Source organism: Streptomyces sp. TSRI0107 (genome assembly GCF_001905845.1).
Classification (GTDB): domain Bacteria; phylum Actinomycetota; class Actinomycetes; order Streptomycetales; family Streptomycetaceae; genus Streptomyces.
The window spans coordinates 285,993-307,215 of sequence record NZ_LIVZ01000001.1 but is presented as its reverse complement, the minus strand read 5'-3'; the positions used below and the strand labels follow the sequence as shown (position 1 = coordinate 307,215).

Annotated in this window: 18 protein-coding genes; 10 read left to right on the top strand and 8 right to left on the bottom strand. The window is 72.8% G+C overall.

Annotated features, from left to right (window positions below):
- Nucleotides 1-29 precede the first annotated feature (29 nt).
- Nucleotides 30-833: a sugar phosphate isomerase/epimerase family protein gene (locus tag AMK31_RS01340; protein ID WP_073938393.1), complete on the top strand. Its 804-nt coding sequence runs from the start codon at nucleotides 30-32 to the stop codon at nucleotides 831-833.
- Nucleotides 834-910: 77 nt separating this feature from the next.
- Here the strand turns inward: AMK31_RS01340 and aroA are convergent, their stop codons facing one another.
- A complete protein-coding gene (aroA, locus tag AMK31_RS01335; RefSeq protein ID WP_073938392.1) occupies nucleotides 911-2,152 on the bottom strand; it encodes a 3-phosphoshikimate 1-carboxyvinyltransferase in 1,242 nt (413 codons plus the stop codon).
- A gap of 391 nt (nucleotides 2,153-2,543) precedes the next feature.
- Here aroA and AMK31_RS01330 point away from each other — a divergent pair, with 391 nt between their 5' ends.
- Both AMK31_RS01330 and AMK31_RS01325 read left to right on the top strand, forming a co-directional pair.
- The gene (locus tag AMK31_RS01330; protein WP_073938391.1) at nucleotides 2,544-4,361 is read left to right on the top strand and encodes a glycoside hydrolase family 3 protein; all 1,818 of its coding nucleotides are present in this window, start codon (nucleotides 2,544-2,546) and stop codon (nucleotides 4,359-4,361) included.
- A gap of 109 nt (nucleotides 4,362-4,470) precedes the next feature.
- Nucleotides 4,471-5,112, top strand: coding sequence for a hypothetical protein (locus AMK31_RS01325; protein ID WP_073938390.1), 642 nt, complete (start codon nucleotides 4,471-4,473; stop codon nucleotides 5,110-5,112).
- A gap of 28 nt (nucleotides 5,113-5,140) precedes the next feature.
- Here AMK31_RS01325 and AMK31_RS01320 read toward each other — a convergent pair whose 3' ends face one another.
- The 5 genes from AMK31_RS01320 to AMK31_RS01300 form a co-directional block, all read right to left on the bottom strand.
- A complete protein-coding gene (locus tag AMK31_RS01320) occupies nucleotides 5,141-6,559 on the bottom strand; it encodes a S28 family serine protease (RefSeq protein ID WP_073938389.1) in 1,419 nt (472 codons plus the stop codon).
- Between the two features lie 103 nt (nucleotides 6,560-6,662).
- Nucleotides 6,663-7,052 (bottom strand): hypothetical protein, encoded by a 390-nt coding sequence (locus AMK31_RS01315; protein WP_073938388.1) that lies wholly within the window; start codon nucleotides 7,050-7,052, stop codon nucleotides 6,663-6,665.
- Nucleotides 7,053-7,161: 109 nt separating this feature from the next.
- Entirely contained in the window at nucleotides 7,162-10,869 is a 3,708-nt protein-coding gene (locus tag AMK31_RS01310; RefSeq protein ID WP_073938387.1) for an ABC transporter ATP-binding protein, read from the bottom strand.
- A 104-nt stretch (nucleotides 10,870-10,973) separates the two neighbouring features.
- Nucleotides 10,974-11,993, bottom strand: coding sequence for an esterase-like activity of phytase family protein (locus tag AMK31_RS01305; RefSeq protein ID WP_073938386.1), 1,020 nt, complete (start codon nucleotides 11,991-11,993; stop codon nucleotides 10,974-10,976).
- A gap of 91 nt (nucleotides 11,994-12,084) precedes the next feature.
- A complete protein-coding gene (locus AMK31_RS01300) occupies nucleotides 12,085-12,942 on the bottom strand; it encodes a serine hydrolase (protein ID WP_073938385.1) in 858 nt (285 codons plus the stop codon).
- A gap of 87 nt (nucleotides 12,943-13,029) precedes the next feature.
- Between AMK31_RS01300 and AMK31_RS01295 the strand changes: the two genes are divergently transcribed.
- A complete protein-coding gene (locus AMK31_RS01295) occupies nucleotides 13,030-13,407 on the top strand; it encodes a hypothetical protein (RefSeq protein WP_073938384.1) in 378 nt (125 codons plus the stop codon).
- 6 nt (nucleotides 13,408-13,413) lie between these two features.
- On the opposite strand, the gene AMK31_RS01290 is transcribed toward AMK31_RS01295, so the two are convergent.
- The gene (locus tag AMK31_RS01290; RefSeq protein WP_073938383.1) at nucleotides 13,414-13,716 is read right to left on the bottom strand and encodes a hypothetical protein; all 303 of its coding nucleotides are present in this window, start codon (nucleotides 13,714-13,716) and stop codon (nucleotides 13,414-13,416) included.
- 8 nt (nucleotides 13,717-13,724) lie between these two features.
- A complete protein-coding gene (locus AMK31_RS01285) occupies nucleotides 13,725-13,907 on the bottom strand; it encodes a hypothetical protein (RefSeq protein WP_073938382.1) in 183 nt (60 codons plus the stop codon).
- 117 nt (nucleotides 13,908-14,024) lie between these two features.
- Here AMK31_RS01285 and AMK31_RS01280 point away from each other — a divergent pair, with 117 nt between their 5' ends.
- From AMK31_RS01280 to AMK31_RS01255, 6 genes are all read left to right on the top strand, one after another.
- Entirely contained in the window at nucleotides 14,025-14,822 is a 798-nt protein-coding gene (locus AMK31_RS01280; protein WP_073938381.1) for a helix-turn-helix domain-containing protein, read from the top strand.
- Entirely contained in the window at nucleotides 14,815-15,036 is a 222-nt protein-coding gene (locus tag AMK31_RS01275; protein ID WP_073938380.1) for a DUF397 domain-containing protein, read from the top strand. Before AMK31_RS01280 ends, AMK31_RS01275 begins: the two co-directional genes overlap by 8 nt.
- Nucleotides 15,033-15,494, top strand: a complete 462-nt coding sequence (locus AMK31_RS01270; RefSeq protein WP_073938379.1) for a hypothetical protein — start codon at nucleotides 15,033-15,035, stop codon at nucleotides 15,492-15,494. Before AMK31_RS01275 ends, AMK31_RS01270 begins: the two co-directional genes overlap by 4 nt.
- Before the next feature lie 128 nt (nucleotides 15,495-15,622).
- Nucleotides 15,623-16,426: an endonuclease I family protein gene (locus AMK31_RS01265; RefSeq protein ID WP_073938378.1), complete on the top strand. Its 804-nt coding sequence runs from the start codon at nucleotides 15,623-15,625 to the stop codon at nucleotides 16,424-16,426.
- 39 nt (nucleotides 16,427-16,465) lie between these two features.
- Nucleotides 16,466-20,002 (top strand): WD40 repeat domain-containing serine/threonine protein kinase, encoded by a 3,537-nt coding sequence (locus AMK31_RS01260; protein ID WP_073938377.1) that lies wholly within the window; start codon nucleotides 16,466-16,468, stop codon nucleotides 20,000-20,002.
- Nucleotides 19,999-21,216, top strand: coding sequence for a protein kinase domain-containing protein (locus AMK31_RS01255; RefSeq protein ID WP_241842499.1), 1,218 nt, complete (start codon nucleotides 19,999-20,001; stop codon nucleotides 21,214-21,216). Before AMK31_RS01260 ends, AMK31_RS01255 begins: the two co-directional genes overlap by 4 nt.
- Nucleotides 21,217-21,223 lie beyond the last annotated feature (7 nt).

Genomic DNA, 21,223 nt, shown 5'->3' with positions numbered 1-21,223 from the left:
CGGCGGAGGGGCGAGTAGGGTCGCTGAGTATGAAACTGGCGTTCTCCACTCTCGGCGTCCCCGGTCTCCCCCTCCCCGACGTACTGCGCCTCGCGACCGCGCACGGCTATCACGGGGTCGAGTTGCGCGCGCACCGCGAGGAACCGGTGCATCCCGGCATCGGACCGGGCGAACGCGCCGACGTCGCCGCCGAGTTCAAGGCGTCCGGCGTCCGGCTGCTCGGCCTCGCCGGGTACGCGCGTGTGGCGGCGCCGGGTGACGACGAGCCGGTGCTGGCGGAGATCCGCGGGCTGCTGGACCTGGCCCGCGATCTGGGCGCCCCGTACGTCCGGGTGTTCCCCGGCGCGGACCTGCTGGGCCAGCCGCCGCAGGAGGCCGACGCGGCGGCCGCCCGCCGCCTGGGTGTCGCCGCCGAGTGGGCCGCCGACTCGGGTGTGCGGATCCTGCTGGAGACCCATGACTCGCACCGCACCGGCGCCGACGCGATCCGGATCCTCGGACCGGTCGGGCACCGGCACGTGGGCGCCCTGTGGGATGTGATGCACACCTGGCTGGGCGGCGAGCAGCCCTCGGAGACGTACGCGGCGCTCGCCCCGCACCTCGGCTATGTCCAGGTGAAGGACATCGCCTCCGCCGACGACACGACCCCGCTCCCGCTCGGCGCGGGCGTGCTGCCGCTCGCCGAGTGCGTGGAGGTGCTGTCGCGGCACGGCTGGGACGGCTGGCTGTGCTGGGAGTACGAGAAGCGCTGGTACGAGTCCGCGGCCCCGCTGCCCGAGCTGCTGGACGGGGGCCGTGACCATCTGGACCGGCTGCTCCACGACTCGGCGTGACCGGCTGGGCGTGACCGGCTGGGCGTGACCGGCTGGGCGTGACCGGGTCGCCCGGCGCACCGGCGTGAGCCGCGCGGTCAGCCGATGCCGACGGCCGCGCGCAGCTTCGCGAACTCCTCGTGGAAGCCGGGGAAGGTCTTGCGTACGCACCCCGGGTCGTCGAAGGAGATGCCCGGCGCGCGCAGGCCGGCCACCGCGAAGGACATGACGATGCGGTGGTCGCCGTAGGACTTGACGTCCACGTCGTGCGCGGGTGCCGCGGGGTGGATCTCGATCCAGTCGGGGCCCGTCCCGACCGGTACGCCGAGCCGCCGCAGGTTCTCCGCGCAGGCCTCCAGACGGTCGCACTCCTTGACGCGGGTGTTGGCGACGTCCTCGATGCGCACCGGCCCGGAGGCGTACGGGGCGATCGCCGCGAGGGTCGGCATGGTGTCGGAGATGTCCCGCATGTTGACGGTGAGGCCGCGCAGTTCGCCGGTGCCGCGCACGGTCGTCCGGTCGGCGCCGACGTCCACGTGCGCGCCCATGCGGCGCAGCACGTCCACGAAGGCCAGGTCGCCCTGGAGCGCGCCCTCGCCGAGGCCGGGGACGGTGACCTCGGTGCCGGTGAGCGCGGCGGTGGCGAAGAAGTAGCTGGCGGTGGAGGCGTCCGGTTCGATCGCGTAGGTGGTGGCGCGGTAGCCGCCGGGCGGGACGACGAAGGTGTCCCCCTCCCGCCGTACCTCCACGCCGAAGGCGCGCATCATCGCGATCGTGATCTCGACGTACGGCACCGAGACCAGGTCGGTGACGGTGACGCGCAGGCCCTTGCGGGTGAGCGGGCCCAGCAGGAGCAGCGCGGTCAGGTACTGCGAGGACAGCCCCGCGTCCAGGGTGACCTCGCCGCCCTCCACTCCGGCCGCCTCGACGGTCAGCGGATGGTGGCCCTCCTGCTCCTCGTGCCGCAGCTTGACGCCCAGGTCGCGCAGGGCCCTGGTGAGCGGCAGCAGGGGGCGGCGGCGCATCTGCGGGGAGGCGTCGAAGCGGTAGGTGCCGTGGCCGGCGGCGGCGAGGGCGGGCAGGAAGCGGGCCGTGGTCGCGCCGTCCCGGCAGTAGACGTCGGCCTCCGGCTTCGCGGGGCCCTCGGGGCGGCCGTCGACCTGCCAGGTGTCCGGGGTGCGGCCGACCCGGTAGCCGAGCCGTGCCAGGCCCTCGGCGAAGCCCTCGGTGTCGTCGGACCGCAGCGGCCGTACCAGGGTGGTGACGCCGTCGGCCGCCGCCGCGAGGAAGAGGGCGCGGGCGGTGATGGACTTGGAACCGGGGATGTCGACTACGGGCATGCCCTCATGATCTGCCGACGGCCCCCTCGCGCGCCGGAGCGTCCACGGGATGGACCGGCGGCGGCGCAGCCGTCCCGTGGGGCACACCGGCACCGATTTCGCCCGGAGCGGGGCGGGCCGGGAACCCGCCCCGAGCCGGCCGCGTCCAACCGCCGGACTGCCGGAGAGTCACCGTGGTGCGGTGTCGGCCTCGCTGCTGGCTGCGAACGCTGACCACCCTCTCCGCCGTACCGCGGCCGGCAGCATGCCGCCATCGGCGCGCCCCCCTCCAATGCGCCGATGGCGGCCCCCACCCTGGGTACTGTGCGTTCCCTTGACTGGCAGAAACTTCCCGGATATTGGTGACCCCTCGGAAGTTTCCTTCAGCGGACCTCCTCCGGAAGGAGCGCACGTGCACGACACCAGCACAGGAAACACCGCGAAACCCTCCAGACGCACGGTCCTCGCCGCCGGCGCCGGCGTCACCGCGGCCCTCACGGTCGCGAGCCCCGCCCACGCGGTCGGCGACCGCAAGCTGCGCCGCCTGATCTCCCGGATGACACTCGAGGAGAAGGTCGGCCAGCTCTTCGTCTCCCGGGCCTACGGCCACTCCGCCACCGCCCCCGACCAGGCCGACATCGACGCCAACCTCAGGGAGTTCGGCGTCCGCACCGCCGCCGAACTGGTCGCCAGATACCGGCTGGGCGGCGTCATCTACTTCGCCTGGGCGCACAACACCCGCGACCCGCGCCAGATCGCCGACCTCTCCAACGGTCTCCAGCGCGCCTCGCTGGCCCTGCCGCACCGCCTGCCCCTGCTGATCTCCACCGACCAGGAGCACGGCATCGTCGCCCGCATCGGCAAGCCCGCCACGCTCTTCCCGGGCGCCATGGCCATCGGGGCCGGCGGCTCCCGCACCGACGCCCGCACCCTCGGCCGGATCGCGGGCAAGGAGCTGCGCGCGATGGGCGTACGGCAGGACTACTCCCCCGTCGCCGACGTGAACGTCAACCCCGCCAACCCCGTCATCGGCGTGCGCTCCTTCGGCGCCGACCCGCGGGCGGTGGCGAGGCTGGTCGCGGCGGAGGTCGCCGGCTACCAGCGGTCGGGGGTCGCGGCGACCGCCAAGCACTTCCCCGGGCACGGCGACACCGAGACCGACAGCCACTACGGCTTCCCGGTCATCAAGCACACCCGCGAGCAGTGGGAGACGCTGGACGCGCCGTCGTTCCGCGCCGCGATCGAGGCCGGCATCGACTCGATCATGACCGCGCACATCCTGTTCCCGGCCCTCGACGACTCCGGCGACCCGGCCACCCTCTCCCGTCCCGTCCTCACCGGCATCCTGCGCGAACAGCTCGGCTACGACGGGGTCGTCGTGACCGACTCGCTCGACATGGCGGGCGTACGGCAGAAGTACGGCGACGAACGGGTGCCGGTACTGGCGCTGAAGGCGGGCGTGGACCAGCTGCTGAACGCGCCCAGGCTGGACCTGGCGTGGAACGCGGTGCTGAAGGCCGTCCAGGACGGGGAACTGACGGAGGAACGCCTGGAGGAATCGATCCTGCGGGTGCTCCGCCTGAAGGCCAGGCTGGGGCTCCTGGACGATCCGTGGACCGACACGGACCGCGTCGACCGCACCGTGGGGACGCCCGTCCATCTCGCGGCGGCCGACCGGATCGCCGAGCACACCACCACCCTGCTGGCGAACGAGGGCGCACTGCTGCCGCTGTCCCCGGCGAAGACCCCGCGCCTGCTGGTCGTCGGCGCCGACCCGGCCTCCCCGTCCGGCACCACCGGTCCCCCGACCGGCGTCCTCGCGGTGGCCCTGACGGAACTGGGCTTCACCGCGACCGCGCTGTCCACGGGCACCGCCCCGTCCGCCGCGGTCGTCGAGCGGGCCGTCGCGGCGGCCGGGGACGCGGACGCGGTGGTGGTGGCGACGTACAACGTCACGGCCGCCAGCACTCAGAAGACCCTGGTCGAAAGGCTGCTGGCGACGGGCCGGCCGGTGGTGGCGGTGGCGATCCGCAACCCGTACGACATCGCCCACCTGCCGGGCGTACGGGCGTATCTGGCGACCTACTCCTGGACGGACGTCGAGGTGCGCGCCGCCGCCCGGACGATCGCCGGGACGGTGACACCGCGCGGGAAGCTGCCGGTGCCGGTGCAGCGGGCCGACGATCCGACGCGGGTGCTGTACCCCCTCGGGCACGGCCTGACGTACTAGCCCTACGTCACACACCCGGCGCACCACCCCCAAGTGACGCAAAGCACCCGGCGAGTCTGGCGTGTGCCCGCCGCGGCGGGTCACGCTGGGCGGGGGTGGGGGAATGGGCATGGGCGGGAGACGTGTGGTGCGGGGTGCCGCGCTGGGGCTGCTCGTGACCCTGCTGGCGGCCTGTCAGGGCCCGCCGGGCGGGGAGGACGACGGCGGCGGTGGCGTCCCGCCGCCCAGCGCGACCGTACCGGCGGCCGAGGCGCGGCCGTCGGGCTACGGGGCGGAGTTCCTCGGCGTCGACGAGTGCAGTTCGTTCGGGACGGCCGGCCTCACCGAGGTGTCCTGCGGCAGCGAGCGGGCGGCGGCACGGGTCGTCGCCCGGCACGACGGCAGGGCGGACGCCGGGCCGCTGTGCCCCGCGACCACCGACTTCGTGCTGCACATCAGCGAGCAGCGCCCGTCCTCCGACGAGGACGGCGACGGCGCGATCCCGCGCGGCTACGCCTGTATGCGCTCCCTCCAGCCCCCGCACCCCGGCGACCCGGGCGGCGGGGGCGGCCCGCGCACCATCGTCGGCGACTGCGTCTACGGCTCCGGCGACGGCGAGGTCCGTGAGACCCGCTGCGACGGCGAGGGCGAACGCCCGCCCGAGTACCGGGTGTCGGAGGCGGTCGCCAGACGCACCGACTGCCCCACGCCCACCGCGCTGTACGTCCAGCTGGGCGGCGAGAACCCGGTGGGCTGCGCCCGCCCCCTGTAGCCACCGGGGACGGGCGCGGCGGAAGGGGTCACGGACGCAGTGTGCGCTCCACGCCCCGCTTGTCCAGCTTCGCGTCGAACTTCGCCAGCGGCTTCGCCGCGGACGGGTCGGCCTGGACCGTGGCGGAGGCCACGCCCGCCCACTCCAGGATCTTGGCCGTGGCGAGGGCCTTCTCGTCGTCCACCAGGCCCGCCACACGCGCGCCGTGGTTGGCGCCCGGGGCCGTGAAGACGTACGAGTCGCGTGCGCCCTTGCCGAGGCGGAACGGCTCCGCGCCCCACGGGTCGTTCTCGCCGTAGACGTAGAGCATCCGGGTGGCGTTGTGGCGGACCCAGGTGTCCACGTCACGCATCGCGCCCGGCTGGAACGTCATCTCGATGTCCCGGGGGACGTAGTGGCGCGGCGGCAGGTAGCCGTAGCGGATGTACTTCTTCTCGATGTGCGGGAACCGGATGGTGGGCGCGCCGAGCTGGGTGCCCGCCTGGTAGTAGTACGGCGTGTACGGCTCCAGGCCCTGGTCGGTGTAGAAGGAGAAGCCGGCGATCGTGTCGATCGAGGTCCAGATCTCGTCGTCGGTCGCGTTCTTCGCGTCGGCGGGGATCGTGTCGCAGTCCGAGAGCAGGCTGTACTGCCAGAAGCCCCAGACGTAGTCGAGGACGGTCGCCTCGTACGCCTTGTCGAGGCTGCCCACGGTGTCGAAGGTGTAGCCGTTCTCGGCCGCGTACGCCGCGTACCGCTTCTCCATGGCCTCCCGGCGCACGAGTGCCTCGCGCTGGACGCCGTTCAGGCGGTCGCGGCACTCCTTGGTGCCGACGGTGGCGAAGAACTCGTCGTACGCCGAGTCCTCCTTGTTCACGACGTCGTTGGGGGCGACGTAGGCGACGACGCCGTCCATGTCGCGGGGGTAGAAGCGCTCGTAGTAGGTCGCCGTCATGCCGCCCTTCGAGCCGCCGGTGGAGAGCCACTTGCGGTCGTACAGCGGCTTGAGGGCCTTGAAGATGCGGTGCTGGTCGCTGGCCGCCTGCCAGATGTCCAGCTTGGTCCAGTCGGCCGGGCTGGGCCGGGACGGGGTGAAGTAGCGGTACTCCATGGAGACCTGGTTGCCGTCCACGATCTGGGTCGGCTCGCGGCGGCTGGGCGTCGTGGAGACGTTGTAGCCGCCGGTGTAGAAGACCGTCGGGCGGGAGACGTCCTTGTGCAGCACGGTGATCCGCTGCTCGAACGTGCCCTTGGAGGGCCTGCGGTGGTCGACCGGCTGGGTGTAGTTCAGGACGAAGAAGCGGTAGCCGGGGTACGGCTTCTCCTCGATCAGACTCATGCCCGGTATGGCGAGGAGCCGGTCCTTGATGTCGGTGGCCTCCGGCTGGACGGCGGTGGCCGTCCCCGCCGTGCTCAGTGTGCCTATGAGCACCGTGAGCGCGAGCAGCCATCTGAGCGCCTTGCGCATGCACCCTCCCCTGTAAGAACAGATGTGCGCCGGAAGCTATCGGAGCAACCCGGTTCACACCAGGGGGAGTTCGGCGACGGCCGCCGGACCGGCGCCCGCGGGTTCAGCAGAGGATCCAGTCGGAGCTCACCGATCCCCGCCCCACCGAGCCCTCCACCCGCACACAGCGCTGCCCGGCGTACACCGTCACCCCGGGCGTGTGCTTGCGGTGCTTGCCCTTGTACGGGACGGGGTTGTGGCCGCGCCGCTGCACGCTGACGGACATGGTCCGGCGGGGGCCGGGGTTCTTCGCGTAGGTGGCCGCGCAGACGTAGCCGCCGCTCTTGTACACGTGCACGGAGCCGGTGGGGAACGGCAGCGTCCTGACCTTGCGGCCGGGGCAGGGCCCGGCCGCCGCGTGGGCGTCGGCCGGCGCGGCGAGCGCGAACAGCCCGGACACGGTCAGTACGGACAGCCCGAGCGCCAGCCGGCGTCGTATCGCACCCGAGTCCACAGTCGTCCCCTCCCCTGCCACGCCCCCGGCGGCCTGAAGTACGGTTCGGCAGATTGACGTACGGATGTACGGACGCGCGGCGTACGCCGGATGGTTGCGCCGGGAGCCGTCAGGCCCCGACGGGCGCGTCCTCCCCCACGAAGGTCCGCCACAGCTCGGCGTACCGTCCGCCGCGCGCCAGCAGCTCCTCGTGGGTGCCGTCCTCGGCGACCCGGCCGTGGTCCATGACGACGACCCGGTCCGCGCGGGCCGCGGTGGTCAGGCGGTGGGCGACGACGAGTGTGGTGCGGCGGCCCGCGAGGCGGTCGGTGGCCTGGTTGACCTGGGCCTCCGTGGCCAGGTCCAGGGCGGCCGTCGCCTCGTCGAGGAGCAGGATGTCCGGGTCGACCAGCTCGGCGCGGGCCAGCGCGATCAGCTGCCGCTGACCGGCGGAGAGGTTGCGGCCCCGCTCGGCGACCTCGTGGAGGTAACCGCCCTCCAGCCCGGCGATCATCTCGTGGGCGCCGACCGCGCGGGCGGCGGCCTCCACCTCGGCGTCGGTGGCGTCGGGACGGCCGTAGGCGATGGCGTCGCGGACGGTGCCGGGGAAGAGGTACGCCTCCTGCGGGACGACGCCGAGCCGGTGCCGGTAGGAGGTGAGGTCGAGGGCGCGCAGATCCTGGCCGTCGACGGTGACCCGGCCGCCGGTCGGGTCGTAGAACCGGGCCACCAGCTTCACCAGCGTCGACTTTCCGGCGCCGGTCTCCCCGACGAACGCCACGGTCTGCCCGGCGGGGATGCGCAGGTCGATGCCGGTCAGGGCCTCCTCCTCGTCGCCGTAGGCGAAGTGCACGTCCTCGAAGGCGATGTCGCCGCGCAGGGAGCGCACGGCGAGGGGTTCGTCGGCGCTCCGCGTGGAGGTGGGTTCGCGCAGGAGTTCCTGGATGCGGCCCAGGGAGACGGACGCCTGCTGGTAGCCGTCGAAGACCTGGGAGAGCTGCTGCACCGGCGCGAAGAACAGGTCGATGTAGAGCAGGTACGCCACCAGGGCGCCGGTGGTCAGGGTGGCCGCGTCGACCCGTCCGGCGCCCACGACGAGCACGGCCGCCGCCGCGGCGGACGACAGGAGCTGCACGAACGGGAAGTACACGGAGATCAGCCACTGGCCGTGGACGCGGGCCTGCCGGTAGCCGTCGCTGCGTTCCGCGAACCGGCGTCCGCCGTCCCGCTCCCGCCCGAACGCCTGCACGATCCGCAGCCCGGCGACGGTCTCCTGGAGGTCGGCGTTGACCCCGGAGACCCGCTCGCGGGCGAGCTCGTACGCCTTGACGCTGGCCCGGCGGAAGAAGAAGGTGGCGATGATCAGCGGCGGCAGTGTCGCGAACACGACGAGTGCCAGCTGCACGTCGAGCACCAGCAGGGCCACCATGATCCCGAAGAAGGTGACGACCGAGACGAACGCGGTGACCAGGCCGGTCTGCAGGAACGTGGACAGCGCGTCGACGTCCGTGGTCATCCGGGTCATGATCCGGCCGGTCAGCTCACGCTCGTAGTAGTCGAGGCCGAGCCGCTGGAGCTGCGCGAAGATCTTCAGGCGCAGGGAGTACAGCACCCGCTCGCCGGTCCGGCCGGTCATCCGGGTCTCGCCGATCTGCGCCGCCCACTGGGCGAGCACGGCCGCCAGGGCGAGCACGGAGGCCGCCCAGACCGCGCCGAGGGCCAGCTCGGAGACACCGCTGTCGATGCCGTGCCGGATCAGGACGGGCAGCAGCAGGCCCATGCCCGCGTCCACCGCCACCAGCGCCAGGCTGACCAGCAGCGGCAGCCCGAAACCCGTCAGCAGACGCCGCAGGTTGTACGACTCCTCCGGCCGCACCGCCCGCGCCTCGTCGACGTCCGGGGTGTCGGTCGCCGGGGGCAGGGCGTCGACCTGGGCCAGCAGCTCGGGCGTGGCCGGGGTGCCGGACAGGGCGGTGTCCTTCGGCTCGCGGTCGCCGGTCCACAGCCTCGGGGTGACGCCGCGCTCGGCGTCGAACTCGGCGTCCAGCTCCTCGCGGACGGAGGTGTCCTCGTCCTGCGGGGCGGCCTTCGGGGTGTGGCCCGGGGAGACGCCGCCCAGCTCGTCGGGGTCGGTGAGCAGCCGGCGGTACAGCGCCGAGCGCTTCTGCAGTTCGTCGTGGGTGCCGAGGTCGGCGAGCCGGCCGCCGTCGAGGACGGCGATGCGGTCGGCGAGGTTGAGGGTGGAGCGGCGGTGCGCGATGAGGAGGGTGGTGCGGCCCTCCATGACCTGCTTCAGCGCCTCGTGGATCTCGTGCTCCACGCGCGCGTCGACGGCGGAGGTGGCGTCGTCGAGGACCAGCAGCCGGGGGTCGGTGAGGATGGCGCGGGCGAGCGCGATGCGCTGGCGCTGGCCGCCGGAGAGGGTGAGGCCGTGTTCGCCGACGACGGTGTCGTAGCCGTCGGGCAGGCCGGCGATGAAGCCGTCGGCCTGGGCGGCGCGGGCGGCCTTCGCGATCTCCTCGTCGCCGGCGTCGGGCCGGCCGTAGGCAATGTTGGCGCGGACGGTGTCGGAGAAGAGGAAGGAGTCCTCGGGGACCAGGCCGATCGCGGCGCGCAGCGAGGCGGTGGTCAGCTCGCGCACGTCGTGGCCGCCGATCAGGACGGCGCCGCGCGTGACGTCGTAGAAGCGCGGGAGGAGCAGGGAGACGGTCGACTTGCCGGAGCCGGAGGCGCCGACGACGGCGAGGGTCTCGCCGGGGCGGATCTCGAAGGAGAGGCCGTCGAGGACGGGCCGGTCGGGGTCGTAGCCGAAGGAGACGTCGTCGAACTCGACGGTGGCGGGCGCGTCGGCGGGGAGTTCCTTGGTGCCGTCGGTGAGCGTCGGCTCGGTGTCGATCAGCTCCAGGACGCGTTCGGTGCCGGCGCGGGCCTGCTGGCCGACGGTGAGGACCATGGCGAGCATGCGGACCGGGCCGACCAGCTGGGCGAGGTAGGTGGAGAAGGCGACGAAGGTGCCGAGGGTGACGTCGCCGCGCACGGCGAGCCAGCCGCCGAGGGCGAGCATGGCGACCTGGCCGAGGGCGGGGACGGCCTGGAGGGCGGGGGTGTACTTGCTGTTCAGCCGGATGGTGCGCAGCCGTCCGGCGAACAGCCGCCGCCCGACCTCGCGCAGCTTCCCGGTCTCCTGCTCCTCCTGCCCGAAGCCCTTCACCACGCGGACACCGCTGACGGCGCCGTCGACCACGCCCGCGACGGCGGCGGCCTGCGCCTGGGCGTACCAGGTCGAGGGGTGCAGTCTGCTGCGGCTGCGCCTGGCGATCCACCACAGGGCGGGCGCCACGGCGAGGGCGACCAGGGTGAGCGGGACCGACAGCCACGCCATGATCACCAGGGAGATCAGGAAGAGCAGGAAGTTCCCGATGGTCATCGGGAGCATGAAGAGCAGGCCCTGGATCAGCTGGAGGTCGCTGGTGGCCCGGCCGACGACCTGCCCGGTGGACAGTTCGTCCTGGCGCCGCCCGTCGAGCCGGGTGATCGTCTCGTACATCTCGGTCCGCAGGTCGTGCTGGACGTCGAGGGCGAGACGGCCGCCGTAGTAGCGGCGGATGTAGGTGAGGACGTAGACGAGCAGCGCGGCTCCGACGAGGGCTCCGGCCCAGGGGGCCATGTCGCGGGTCTTGTCACCGATGACGTCGTCGATGATCACCTTGGTGATCAGCGGGACGACGGCCATGAGGGCCATGCCGCCGAGGGAGGAGCCGAGGGCGAGGACGACGTCCCGTGGGTAGCGCCAGGCGTAGCCCCACAGTCGTCGTGCCCATCCCCGTTGCGTGCTCACGCGGGTGCCCTCCGTGTTCTCGACAGGCCCGGTCGACCTGATCTTCCGGAAGGCACCAACGCGGGCGGATGCGGATTTCATCCCTCCGCAACAATTGGGCGGGGTCAGAGGCGGACGCGCAGGGAGTAGAAACGGGTCGTCTGGGCGGCGTTCTGGTTGTCGTCGCTGGCCAGCAGCACGTTCAGCCGGTTCCCGGTGCGGCCGGTGACCGTCATCGCCTCGATGTTGTCGAGGAGCGGGTTGGGTTGCGGCTGCTTGGCGGTGGCGCCGAGGTCGGGGCAGTCGGCGAGGTCGGCGAGCAGGGTCTTGCGGACCGGCCGGACGCCGTCCTGGCCGGTCAGGTACTCGATCCCGCCGGTGTCCGTGGCGTGCCGCGGGTCGGCCAGGTAGAGGCGGACGGTGTTGCCGACGCCGGCGGTGAAGCCGCGCTCCAGGACGAGGAGGCGCCCGTCGGGCGTCGCGGTGATCTCGGGGACGCCGAGGCCGGGATCGGCGCGGTAGGCGTACTGGGCGGCGAGCGCGAAGTCGCCGCCCGCGGTCCGCCGCCAGGTCTGCACGCGGACGGTGCCCGCGCTGTCCCCGGACAGGGCGTACTCCATGGCGGCGACGAGGGTACGGCCGTCGCGCGCCAGGGTCAGGCCCTCGAAGGTGCCGTTGACGGCGGCGCGGCCGGCGGGGGTGACGCGCAGGGCGTCCGGCACGGGCAGCCGGCCGAGGACGCGGCCGTCGCGGGAGTAGCGGCGTACGGACGGCTCGGTCTCCGAGGAGACGAGGTAGGTGCCGTCCCCGTCGACGACCAGGCCCTCGGAGTCCAGCGCGGCGCCGTTCTCGTCGGCGAGCGGGCGCACGGCGCGCGGCTGGAGGGTCCGGCGGTCGAGGGAGAACAGGGCCGACCGGTCGGAGAGGGCCGCGAGCGAGCCGTCCCGGTCGGTGGCGAGCGCGGAGAGGTTGCCGACGAAGGTGCCGTCGTACGTCGTCTTGTCGAGGGCGTCGGAGAAGCCCTCGACGGAGACGGACGGCGAACAGGCGTGCCGGGCCCCGGCGTGGGCGGGGCTCGCGGCGGTCGGACAGGCGGCCGCCGCGAGGGCGGCGCAGGCGGTGGCGAGGACGGATCTCAGGCGCATGGGCGCCACCGTAGGGCGGGCCGGTGACGGACGGGAGACCGCGCGGTGAAGCGTCAGCCGGTGAACGGTCGGCGGCCCGCGCGGTGAACCGTCAGCCGGCGGCGGCCAGGTCGCGGTGGATCACCTTGGCGACGCCCTGGATGGTGGTGATGCCGTAACTCATGGTGCTGTTGCCGTGGGTCAGCACGGTGATGGTGTAGTCGTGGCCGCCGCCCTTGAAGGCGCCGACGCTGTGCACCCGCCAGCCGTTCGTGGCCCGGGACAGCCAGCCGTTCTTGACGGCGACGGTGACCCCGGAGGGGACGCCGTACGGGGTGCCCCAGCGCTGGTCCGACACGACCTGGCTCATCAGCTTCATGATGTAGAAGCGGGACTTGTCGCTGAGAACGGGGTTCCGCCCGGTGATGAGCTTGAGGAGCTTCTGCTCGTCGGTCACCGTGATCTGGGTCAGCCCCCAGTAACCGTCCGCGCCGGGCTTCGTCTGGGTCATGCCGGCGGCGGCGAGGAAAGCGTTGATCTTCGGCAGGCCGAGCTGCTTCCACAGGGTGCTGGTGGAGGCGTTGTCCGACTTGGTGATCATGGCGCGGGCGAGGGTGGCCTCCCGCTCGGTGAGATACCGGCCCTGCTTCTTCGCGTCCCACAGCAGCGCGGCCAGCACGGTCACCTTCACGACGCTGGCCGAGTCGAAGGCGGTGGTGGGGCGCAGGGTGCAGGTGGTGTTCGTCGTACGGTCGTGGAGACCGACGGCGACGGTGCCGCCACGGCCCGCGAGGGCGGCGGTGATGTCCTGCTGGAGCTTCGCGGCGAGCGCGGCGTTCGAGGACGTGCAGCTGACGGCGGGGGCGGGCGCGGCGGCGGCCGGGGCGGCCGCCGCCACGCCGGATATGAGCACACCGCCGGCGAGGGCGGTGCCGAGCAGGCGGGTGGAACGGGATCTGCCGAAAGTCATGCTCGGTTGACTCGCGACCGGGGCGCACGGTTGTACGGGCGTTCGAGGCGCGCGGCGTCGGGGTAGGCACGGGCGGGAGGGGATGGCATGGGACAGAGCCGGCAGGACGTCGCCGAGTTGTGCGGGCGGCTGTACGCCACGCTGGAGGCGCTGGAACGGATAGCCACCGGATCAGGCACCCTGGGCCGGCCGGGCGCGTGGCAGAAGGTGATATCCAACGGGCCCCGGGACAAGTTCCAGCGGCTGCTGCGCCATGTGGGCGAGCAGGTGCACGCGGCCAGGGCCTGGCACGGGGAGGCCCGGTCGGCGGCGGCCACGGAACTCTTCCGGGCGCTGCCCGGCTTCATCCCCACCGGCGGCATCCCCACCGGGAACTTCGGTGAGGAGCAGCGCGAGGCGTTCACCCGGGGTCACACGGCACAGAGGTCGGCCTACGAGGAGCAGTTCGGCGCGCTGCTGAACTGAGCGCGGTCACCCGTCGCCGCAGGCGGGCGCGGGCAGTCTGGCACCCCGGCTCTCGGCGATCCGGTGGACGTCGGTCAGCGCCTCGTGCATGCGGGCGAGCGTGAAGCGGAGCTGCGCGGGTGTCACACGCCGGTCCGCGAGGATGTCGGCCGCGTGGTCGAGGAGTCCGAGGGCCATCTCCAGCTGTACGCGCTCGACGGTGTCGGCCAGGCGGGAGAGCGGGCCGGTCCCGTCCGTCACCAGCAGGCAGCGTTTGCCCTCCGCGCCCGTCCAGGGCAGCAGCCGCGGACTGGTCGTGCCGTCGCTCATGTCGTTCCTCACTTGCCGCCCCTCACCTTCACCACGGGCATGCCGAGCGAGCCCAGGCCGACGCCGAGGACCGTGGCCGGATGTTCCGCCTGCGGAGGCTGGGATCCGGTGTGCTGGACGGTCGGCCGACGCAGCGGTCTGCGCAGCGGCCGACGCAGCGCGGCGACGAGACGGGCAATACGGCGGGTCATCTCTCAGCTCCTCATGTTCGCTCTGTGTGGCGATTCGTTCACAGAGTGAGAGGGGCGCGGCTAGGCTCGCCAGGGGGTGGAGTGTGACCGGGGTTTTGTCACAAGGGAGTTGAGGCGATGGGCACCATCTACGGCGATTGGCTCAAGCAGCAGCGCGAGGCGGCCGGTCTGACGCAGCAGGAGCTGGCGGAGATGGCGTTCATGACGCGTTCGCACATCGCGCACATCGAGGCGGGGCGGCGGGTGCCGTCCAAGGAGGATGCGCGGCGGCTGGACATGGCGCTGAACACGGGGAATGTGCTGAGCAGCTTTCTGCCGCAGGACGATGACGTGTCGGTCGCGGAGTACTTCGAGAGGGTGCGCGTACTCGAACAACAGGCGACGGTGATCCGCGAGTTCGCTGTGGCGTACTTCCCGGGCATCCTCCAGACGAAGAGGTACGCGCGTGCGGTTCTGGGCGCGGCGTTCCCTCCGGTGAGTGAAGAGGAGTGTGACAGGCGCGTTGTCACACGGCTTGAGCGCGCGAGGATCCTCGAAGATCCGGTGACGCCTGTGGTGTGGGCGGTGCTGGACGAGACGGTGTTGCGGCGCCCCATCGGCAGCGCCGACGTCATGGCGGAGCAGATCATGCACGTCGTACGCCTCGCCGAGGCCGGACGTATCCGCGCGCACGTGATGCCGTTCGGCGTGGGTCTTCATCCGCTCGCCAAAGGCATGCTCACGCTGATGTGCTTCGAGGATCAGCCGCCTCTCGCCTACACCGAGGGTCACGGGATGGGGAAACTGCACGACTCCCCGTCCGTGGTTCGCGAGTTGGAGAATCGCTACAGTCTCGCGCTGAGCGACGCGCTGCCGTTGAAGGAGTCGTTGGCCCTGCTCAGGGCCGTTGCGAAGGAGTACGGGCATCATGACTGACCGAGCGATACCGAACGCGGCCAAGCTGAACGGCTGGCGCAAGTCGTCCTATAGCGGGCCGGAGGCCGACAGCTGCCTCGAAGTCCTCGACCACCACCCAACCGGCGTCCCCGTCCGCGACTCGAAGAACCCGGACGGCCCCGCCGTGGTCTTCCCGGCCGCCGGCTGGTCCTCGTTCGTCACGGCGGTCAGGAACGGCGAACTCCCGGCGTGAGCGGACACGACAACGACGAGCCGGTATTCCTCCGCGAGCGCGGCACCCGCTTCGTCTACAACCCGAGGAACCCCATCGGGCTCGCGTTGATCGTGCTGACCGTTGTGGGAGTGATCGCGTACATGTACCACCTCCACGACAGCTCGCAGTGGAGTGAGGGCGAGTTCCGGGACGCCGTGCGGGAGGCCGAGCAGCGCCTGGAGGCGGAGCCGCAGAGGATCCTCGGCTTCTCCATCGGGTACGAGGACCTGATCCAGGAAGCCGTCGAGGAGGCGGATGACGCGCCCGAGATCCCGCTCGTGAGCGTCGAGGAGATCGACTCGACGACCTTCGAGGCCGGGACGAAGGACGTCGGCACCTCCTACTGCCTGACCGTGTCCCCACCCCAGCCGGAACCGGAGCTGATGCTCGACGCGACCGTCACGCTCACGGTGGACGTGCGGGAAGGGCCCTGCTGATCCTGCCGGCGCGGACACGGACGTGGATCCCGTCATCAACCCGACACCTCAACGTCACCCAATCGCCAACATGTCCATGACACCCTCCCTCTGCCGCCTTCATTCAACCCGCGTAGATGGGACCCCACATGCCGGCGACACCCCTCCGCCGCTGGAAGTCAGTGGCGCTCGCCACGGCCGCCGTTCTGGTCGGCCTGACCACTCCCGCCCTCACCGCAGCCCCCGCCGCGGCGACGACCACGGCGTACGACGACACGTACTACGCCGACGCGATCGGCAAGAGCGGTACGGCGCTGAAGGACTCCCTGCACACGATCATCAGCGATCAGACGACCATCTCGTACTCGGCCGTCTGGAACGCGCTGAAGGTCACCGACCAGGACCCGAGGAACAGCGCCAACGTCATCCTGCTGTACAGCGGCATCTCCCGCAGCAAGTCCCTCAACGGGGGCAGCACCGGCAACTGGAACCGTGAGCACGTGTGGGCACAGTCGCACGGCGACTTCGGCACCTCCGCGGGGCCGGGCACCGACCTGCACCATCTGCGTGCGGAGGACGTGCAGGTCAACTCCATCCGCGGCAACAAGGACTTCGACAACGGCGGCAGCTCGTTCACCAACTCCGGTGGCAGCCTGACCGACTCCAACTCCTTCGAGCCGCGCGACGCCGTCAAGGGCGACGTGGCCCGGATGGTCCTCTACATGGCCGTCCGCTACGAGGGCGACGACAGCTGGCCCGACCTGGAGGCCAACGACTCCACCAGCAACGGCAGCGTCCCCTACCACGGCCGGATCTCGGTCCTCAAGCAGTGGAGCGCCGAGGACCCGCCGGACGCCTTCGAGGAGCGCCGCAACGAGGTCATCTACGACAGCTACCAGGGCAACCGGAACCCGTTCATCGACCACCCGGAGTGGGTCGAGGCGATCTGGTAGCGGTTGTCAAAGCCCGTCGCCCCACGCCACTTTTGTCCCATGAAGCAGGTGGGCTGGCGGCGTGGGGCGGTCCTTCTCGGGCTGTACGAAGTGCTCGACCTCGTGGAGAGCGGCGGAATGGGCCTGGTGTACCGGGTCCGGCACCGCGCCTGGAACACGGATCTCGCGGTCAAGGTGCCCAGACCCGACCGCACGGACACGCTCGCCCGCCGCGCCCGCTTCGAGCGGGAGGCCGGCACCTGGGTCGGCCTCGGCCCGCATCCGAACGTCGTCAACTGCGTGTACGTCCGCCGCGTCGACGAACATCCGTGCGTGTTCGCCGAGTGGGTGGACGGCGGATCCCTGGCCGAACTGCTGAGCGGACGGCGGCTGTACGAGGGCGACGACAGCGGCCTCGCCCGGCTGCTGGACCTGGCGGTGCAGACCGCCTGGGGCATCCACCACGCCCACGAGGCCGGACTGGTCCACCAGGACGTCAAACCGGCCAACGTGATGGTCGACGTCGACGACGGCTGGACCGCCAAGGTCACCGACTTCGGGATCGCCCGCGCCTACGACACGGAGACGTCCGGGGCGCGCTACGGCGGGCAGACGAGGGCGTACTGCTCCCCCGAGCAGGCCCTCGCGCGCTACGACCCGCAGGTCGGGCTCACCCCCGCGACCGACGTCTGGTCCTGGGCGCTGTGCGTCCTGGAACTGTTCGCGGGCGGCCGGGACTGGGACCTGGGGCAGGCGGCGCCCGAGGAGTTCGACGCCCTGCTGGCCGGGCGCCGGCCGTGGACGCCGCCCATGCCCGCCGCACTCGCCGAGCTGCTGCGGCGGTGCTTCGAGCCGGATCCGGCACGCCGTCCGCAACGCCTCGACGAGGTGGCCGAGGCGGTGACGAAGGTGTACGAGGAGTCCGCCGGCGGCCCGTATCCCCGCACCCCGCCCCACGGGCCCCGGCTGCTCGCCGACGGGCTGTCCAACCAGGCGCTGTCCCTGCTCGACCTGGGCCGCGCGGAGGAGGCGGAGGAACTGTGGCGCCGGGCCTCGGACGCCGACCCGCACCACCCGCCCACGGTCTACAACTGGGCCGTGTACCGCTGGCGGCGGGGCCTGCTCTCCGACGATCAGGTCGTGGCGATGCTGACCACGGCCCGCTCCCTGACGGGCGGGCACGGGGAGACGGACCCGCTGCTCGGGCTCGTCCACGTGGAGCGCGGTGACGACGACACCGCCCGCGCCCTGCTGGCCGACGCGCCCGACGTCCCCGAAGTGCGGGCGGCCCGCGCGGAGCTGACCCGGCGTGAGCCGCGCCCGGAGGCCGTACGCCTGGACGGCCACGAGGGCGCGGTGACCGCCCTCGCCGTGAACGCCGACGGCACGGTCGCGGTCAGCGGCGGCGCGGACGGGCGGGTCCTGGTCTGGGCGCCCGCCGAGCGGCGGCCGCGCCACGAACTGGTCCGCGGCGCGGGCGAGGTCACGCATGCGGCCGTGTCCGGGGACGGTACGTCCGCGCTGGTGGTACGCCGGGACGAGCCGGTCGAGGTCTGGGACCTGACCCGCCGTGACCTGCTGCGCACCCTCACCGCCCCGCCGTCGACCGTGACCGCCGTCGCGCTGAACGACGCCGGCACCGCCGTGCTGGGCTGCCACGAAGGGCACGTCCAGGTGTGGGACACCCGGAGCGGGCGGCTGCTGCGGGAACTGACCCATCCCGCTACGCCGTACCAGAAGGGCGACATCCGTACCGGCCGGGTCGATCCGGAGGTGCGTCACCGGCCCGCCGCCGTGTACGACGTGGCGGTCTCCGGGGACTCCGGCCTGGTGGTGACGGCCGCGCCGGAGGACGGCACCGTCGCCGTCTGGGACGTGGCCCGCGGCCGGCCCCTGCACCAGCTCGTCCGGTCCCGGGACGGGCACCTCACCGGCATCAGCGCGCTCGCCCTCGGCCCGGGTGCCGAGCACGCCCTGCTGGTGCGCGGACTCGCGGGGACGATGCACGTCTGGGAGACCCGGTCCGACCGGACCCGCCGCACCGTGCCCAGCGGGCTGAACTCCCATCAGGCGGTGAAGGTGAGCGCGGACGCCCGGATCGCCGTCTCCGTGCCGCGCGGGGGAACGGACCAGCCGCTGCGCGTGTGGGAGACGGACTCGGGCCGCTGTCTGCGCACGCTCGGCACCCGGCCGGACGGCATGCCCCTGGTGGGGCAGCGGTGCCTGCGGCTCAGCGGCGACGGCCGGATCGCGGTGCTCGGCGACGACCGGGGCGGCATCCAGGTCCACCACCTGCCCCCACTCGGCTTCCGCGCCGGCTGGAGCTACGCCCGGCCGCGCCACGCCGCCGCCCTGGACGACGACGAGACCCGCGTCCGGCGCCTGCTGGAGCGGGCGGAGGAGCTGGCGGGGCAGGGCAGTGCGGCGGATGCCGCCGCACTGGTGCGGGCGGCCCGCGCGGTGCCCGGCTACGAGCGGCACCGCGCGGTGCGCGAGGCGTGGTCCGGGCTGGGCCGCCTCGCCGGAGCCCGGCAGACCGGCCTGCTCGGCATCTGGCGCCGCTGGGAACTGCGCGGCGGCACCTTCACCTTCACCCGGCGGGTCACCCTCGCCCTCAGCCCCGACGGGGAGGTGATGGTCACCGGCGGCGGCGACGGGGTCGTACGGGCCTGGGAAGTCCAGACCGGCGAGATGCACGCCTTCCCCGAACGGGCGGGCGCGCCGCACACCGTGCTGCTCACCGCCGACAGCCGCCTCGCCGTCACCGCGGACTGGTCGGGCACCGCCCACGTCTGGGACCTGGAGACCGGCACCCGGCGGGGCACTCTGGCCGGGAACGGGGGTGGCCGGGTCAAGTGCGTCAGCGTCGACCGGGCCGGGACGCTGGCGATGGTCGGGGACGACGACGGGGCGCTGTCCTTGTGGCGGCTGGGTTCGCGGGGAGCGCCCCGCCGGGTCCGTACGATGCTGGGGCCCGAGGGGCGGGTGCACGCGGTCCGGCTCAGCGACGACGGGAAGCACGCCGTGTCGATCGCCGCCGAGGACCACTCCGGCACCCTGTGGCGCACGGCCACCGGGATGCCGCTGCTCCGCTTTCCCGTCGGGTTCGGCTCCGGCACCGTCAGGTTCAGCCCGGACGGCCGCCGTCTCCTCGTCAACGACGCGGGGCGGGCGACGGTGTGGGACGTGCGCACCCGCCGGCAGGTGCACAGCAGGGCCACGTACCACCACGACACCCTGGCGCTGAGCGCGGACGCCCGCACCGCCGTGACGTGCGGTCCGGGCACGGTCGAGGTGTGGGACCCGGAGACCGGCCGCACCCTGTGCGAACTCCCCGTCCACAGCCACGTGTTCGACGTGACGCCCGACGGCCGCCATGTGCTGACGGTCGGCTCCGACCGGGTGCCGCGCCTGTGGGACGTCCGCACCGGCACCTGCGCGCACACCCTCGACCCGCATCCCGAGATGGTCACGTCGGCCGTCCTCACCGCCGACGGCCGCTACGCGGTGACCGCCGACGCCCGGCCCGCGATCCGTCTCTGGGTGCTGGACTGGGACTTCGACTTCGGGGCCCGCGCCGCCGGGAGCGAGTCGTGACCGCGCGGGTGACGGTCGTCGTGACGGCCGGCGCCGCGCGGACCTCGTACGTCTACCGCGCGGCGGCCACCTGCGAGGTCGGCCGCGCGGACGGGTGCGCCATCCGCGTCGGCGACCGGCACCGCTCGGTGTCCCGGCGCCACTGCCGCCTCGACATCGACCCGCCCCACGTCCGCCTGCGCGACCTGGGCAGCAGCTACGGCACCCACGTCAACGGCCGCCGCCTGGACCGGCTCACCGAGCACCCGGTGGCCCCTGGGGACGAGATCCGGATCGGGGACGTACGGCTGCGGATCACGGTCGAGGAGGAACGCGGGCCCGACGGGGACACGCGCGACGAGGCGCACCCGGAGTTCGACGGCTACGAAGTCCTCGGCGAACTGGGCCGCGGCTCCCAGGGGGTCGTCCGTCTGGCCCGGCACCTGGACACCGGGGACCTCGTCGCGCTGAAGCACGTGCCGTTCGACGGGATGCTCGGGGAGAGCGCGCGGTTCGCGTTCCGCCGGGAGGTGGAGAGCATCCGGGCGCTGCGGCACCCGCACATCGTCGGTGTACGGGACAGCGGTGAGCGGCCCGACGGGTTCTTCCTCGCCTACGCGTACTGTCCCGGCGGCACACTCGAACAGTTCGCCGCCCGGCACGGCGGCAGGGTCCCGCCCGGCGAGGCCGTGCCGGTCGTGCGGCAGGTGCTGTCGGCGCTGGACCACGCGCACCGGGCGGTGCTGCGCCCCGAGGGCGCGGCCGGTGTGGTGCGCGGGCTGGTGCACCGCGATGTGAAGCCCGCGAACATCCTGCTCGCGGAACCGGCCGGGCAGCAGTGGCCGCGGGTCAGGCTCGCCGACTTCGGGCTGGCCAAGGCGTTCGAGCTGGCGGGGCTGTCCGGGCACACCAGGACGGGCGCGATGGGCGGCACGATCCCCTTCACGCCGCGCACCCAGCTGCTCCGCTTCAAGTACGCCGGGCCCGAGGTGGACGTCTGGGCGACGGCGGCCTGTCTGTACTGGCTGCTGACCGGCGCCACCCCGCGCGACTTCCCGCCGGACCGGGACCCGGTGGCGGTGGCGCTGCGCGAGCCGGTCGTGCCGGTCAGGGAGCGCGAGCCGGCGGTGCCGGACCGGCTGGCGCGGGTCCTGGACGAGGCGCTCGTCGACACCCCGGACATCACGGTGCGCCGGGCGGAGGAACTGGCGGCGGCGCTGCGGGACGCCTGGTAGTCCGCCG

What these genes read in the sequence shown, in the direction of transcription:
- AMK31_RS01340 (WP_073938393.1), top strand. Translation starts at nt 30, where the DNA reads ATGAAACTGGCGTTCTCCACTCTCGGCGTCCCCGGTCTCCCCCTCCCC.
- aroA (WP_073938392.1), bottom strand. Translation starts at nt 2,152, where the DNA reads ATGCCCGTAGTCGACATCCCCGGTTCCAAGTCCATCACCGCCCGCGCC.
- AMK31_RS01325 (WP_073938390.1), top strand. Translation starts at nt 4,471, where the DNA reads ATGGGCGGGAGACGTGTGGTGCGGGGTGCCGCGCTGGGGCTGCTCGTG.
- AMK31_RS01320 (WP_073938389.1), bottom strand. Translation starts at nt 6,559, where the DNA reads ATGCGCAAGGCGCTCAGATGGCTGCTCGCGCTCACGGTGCTCATAGGC.
- AMK31_RS01305 (WP_073938386.1), bottom strand. Translation starts at nt 11,993, where the DNA reads ATGCGCCTGAGATCCGTCCTCGCCACCGCCTGCGCCGCCCTCGCGGCG.
- AMK31_RS01300 (WP_073938385.1), bottom strand. Translation starts at nt 12,942, where the DNA reads ATGACTTTCGGCAGATCCCGTTCCACCCGCCTGCTCGGCACCGCCCTC.
- AMK31_RS01295 (WP_073938384.1), top strand. Translation starts at nt 13,030, where the DNA reads ATGGGACAGAGCCGGCAGGACGTCGCCGAGTTGTGCGGGCGGCTGTAC.
- AMK31_RS01290 (WP_073938383.1), bottom strand. Translation starts at nt 13,716, where the DNA reads ATGAGCGACGGCACGACCAGTCCGCGGCTGCTGCCCTGGACGGGCGCG.
- AMK31_RS01285 (WP_073938382.1), bottom strand. Translation starts at nt 13,907, where the DNA reads ATGACCCGCCGTATTGCCCGTCTCGTCGCCGCGCTGCGTCGGCCGCTG.
- AMK31_RS01280 (WP_073938381.1), top strand. Translation starts at nt 14,025, where the DNA reads ATGGGCACCATCTACGGCGATTGGCTCAAGCAGCAGCGCGAGGCGGCC.
- AMK31_RS01275 (WP_073938380.1), top strand. Translation starts at nt 14,815, where the DNA reads ATGACTGACCGAGCGATACCGAACGCGGCCAAGCTGAACGGCTGGCGC.
- AMK31_RS01265 (WP_073938378.1), top strand. Translation starts at nt 15,623, where the DNA reads ATGCCGGCGACACCCCTCCGCCGCTGGAAGTCAGTGGCGCTCGCCACG.
- AMK31_RS01260 (WP_073938377.1), top strand. Translation starts at nt 16,466, where the DNA reads ATGAAGCAGGTGGGCTGGCGGCGTGGGGCGGTCCTTCTCGGGCTGTAC.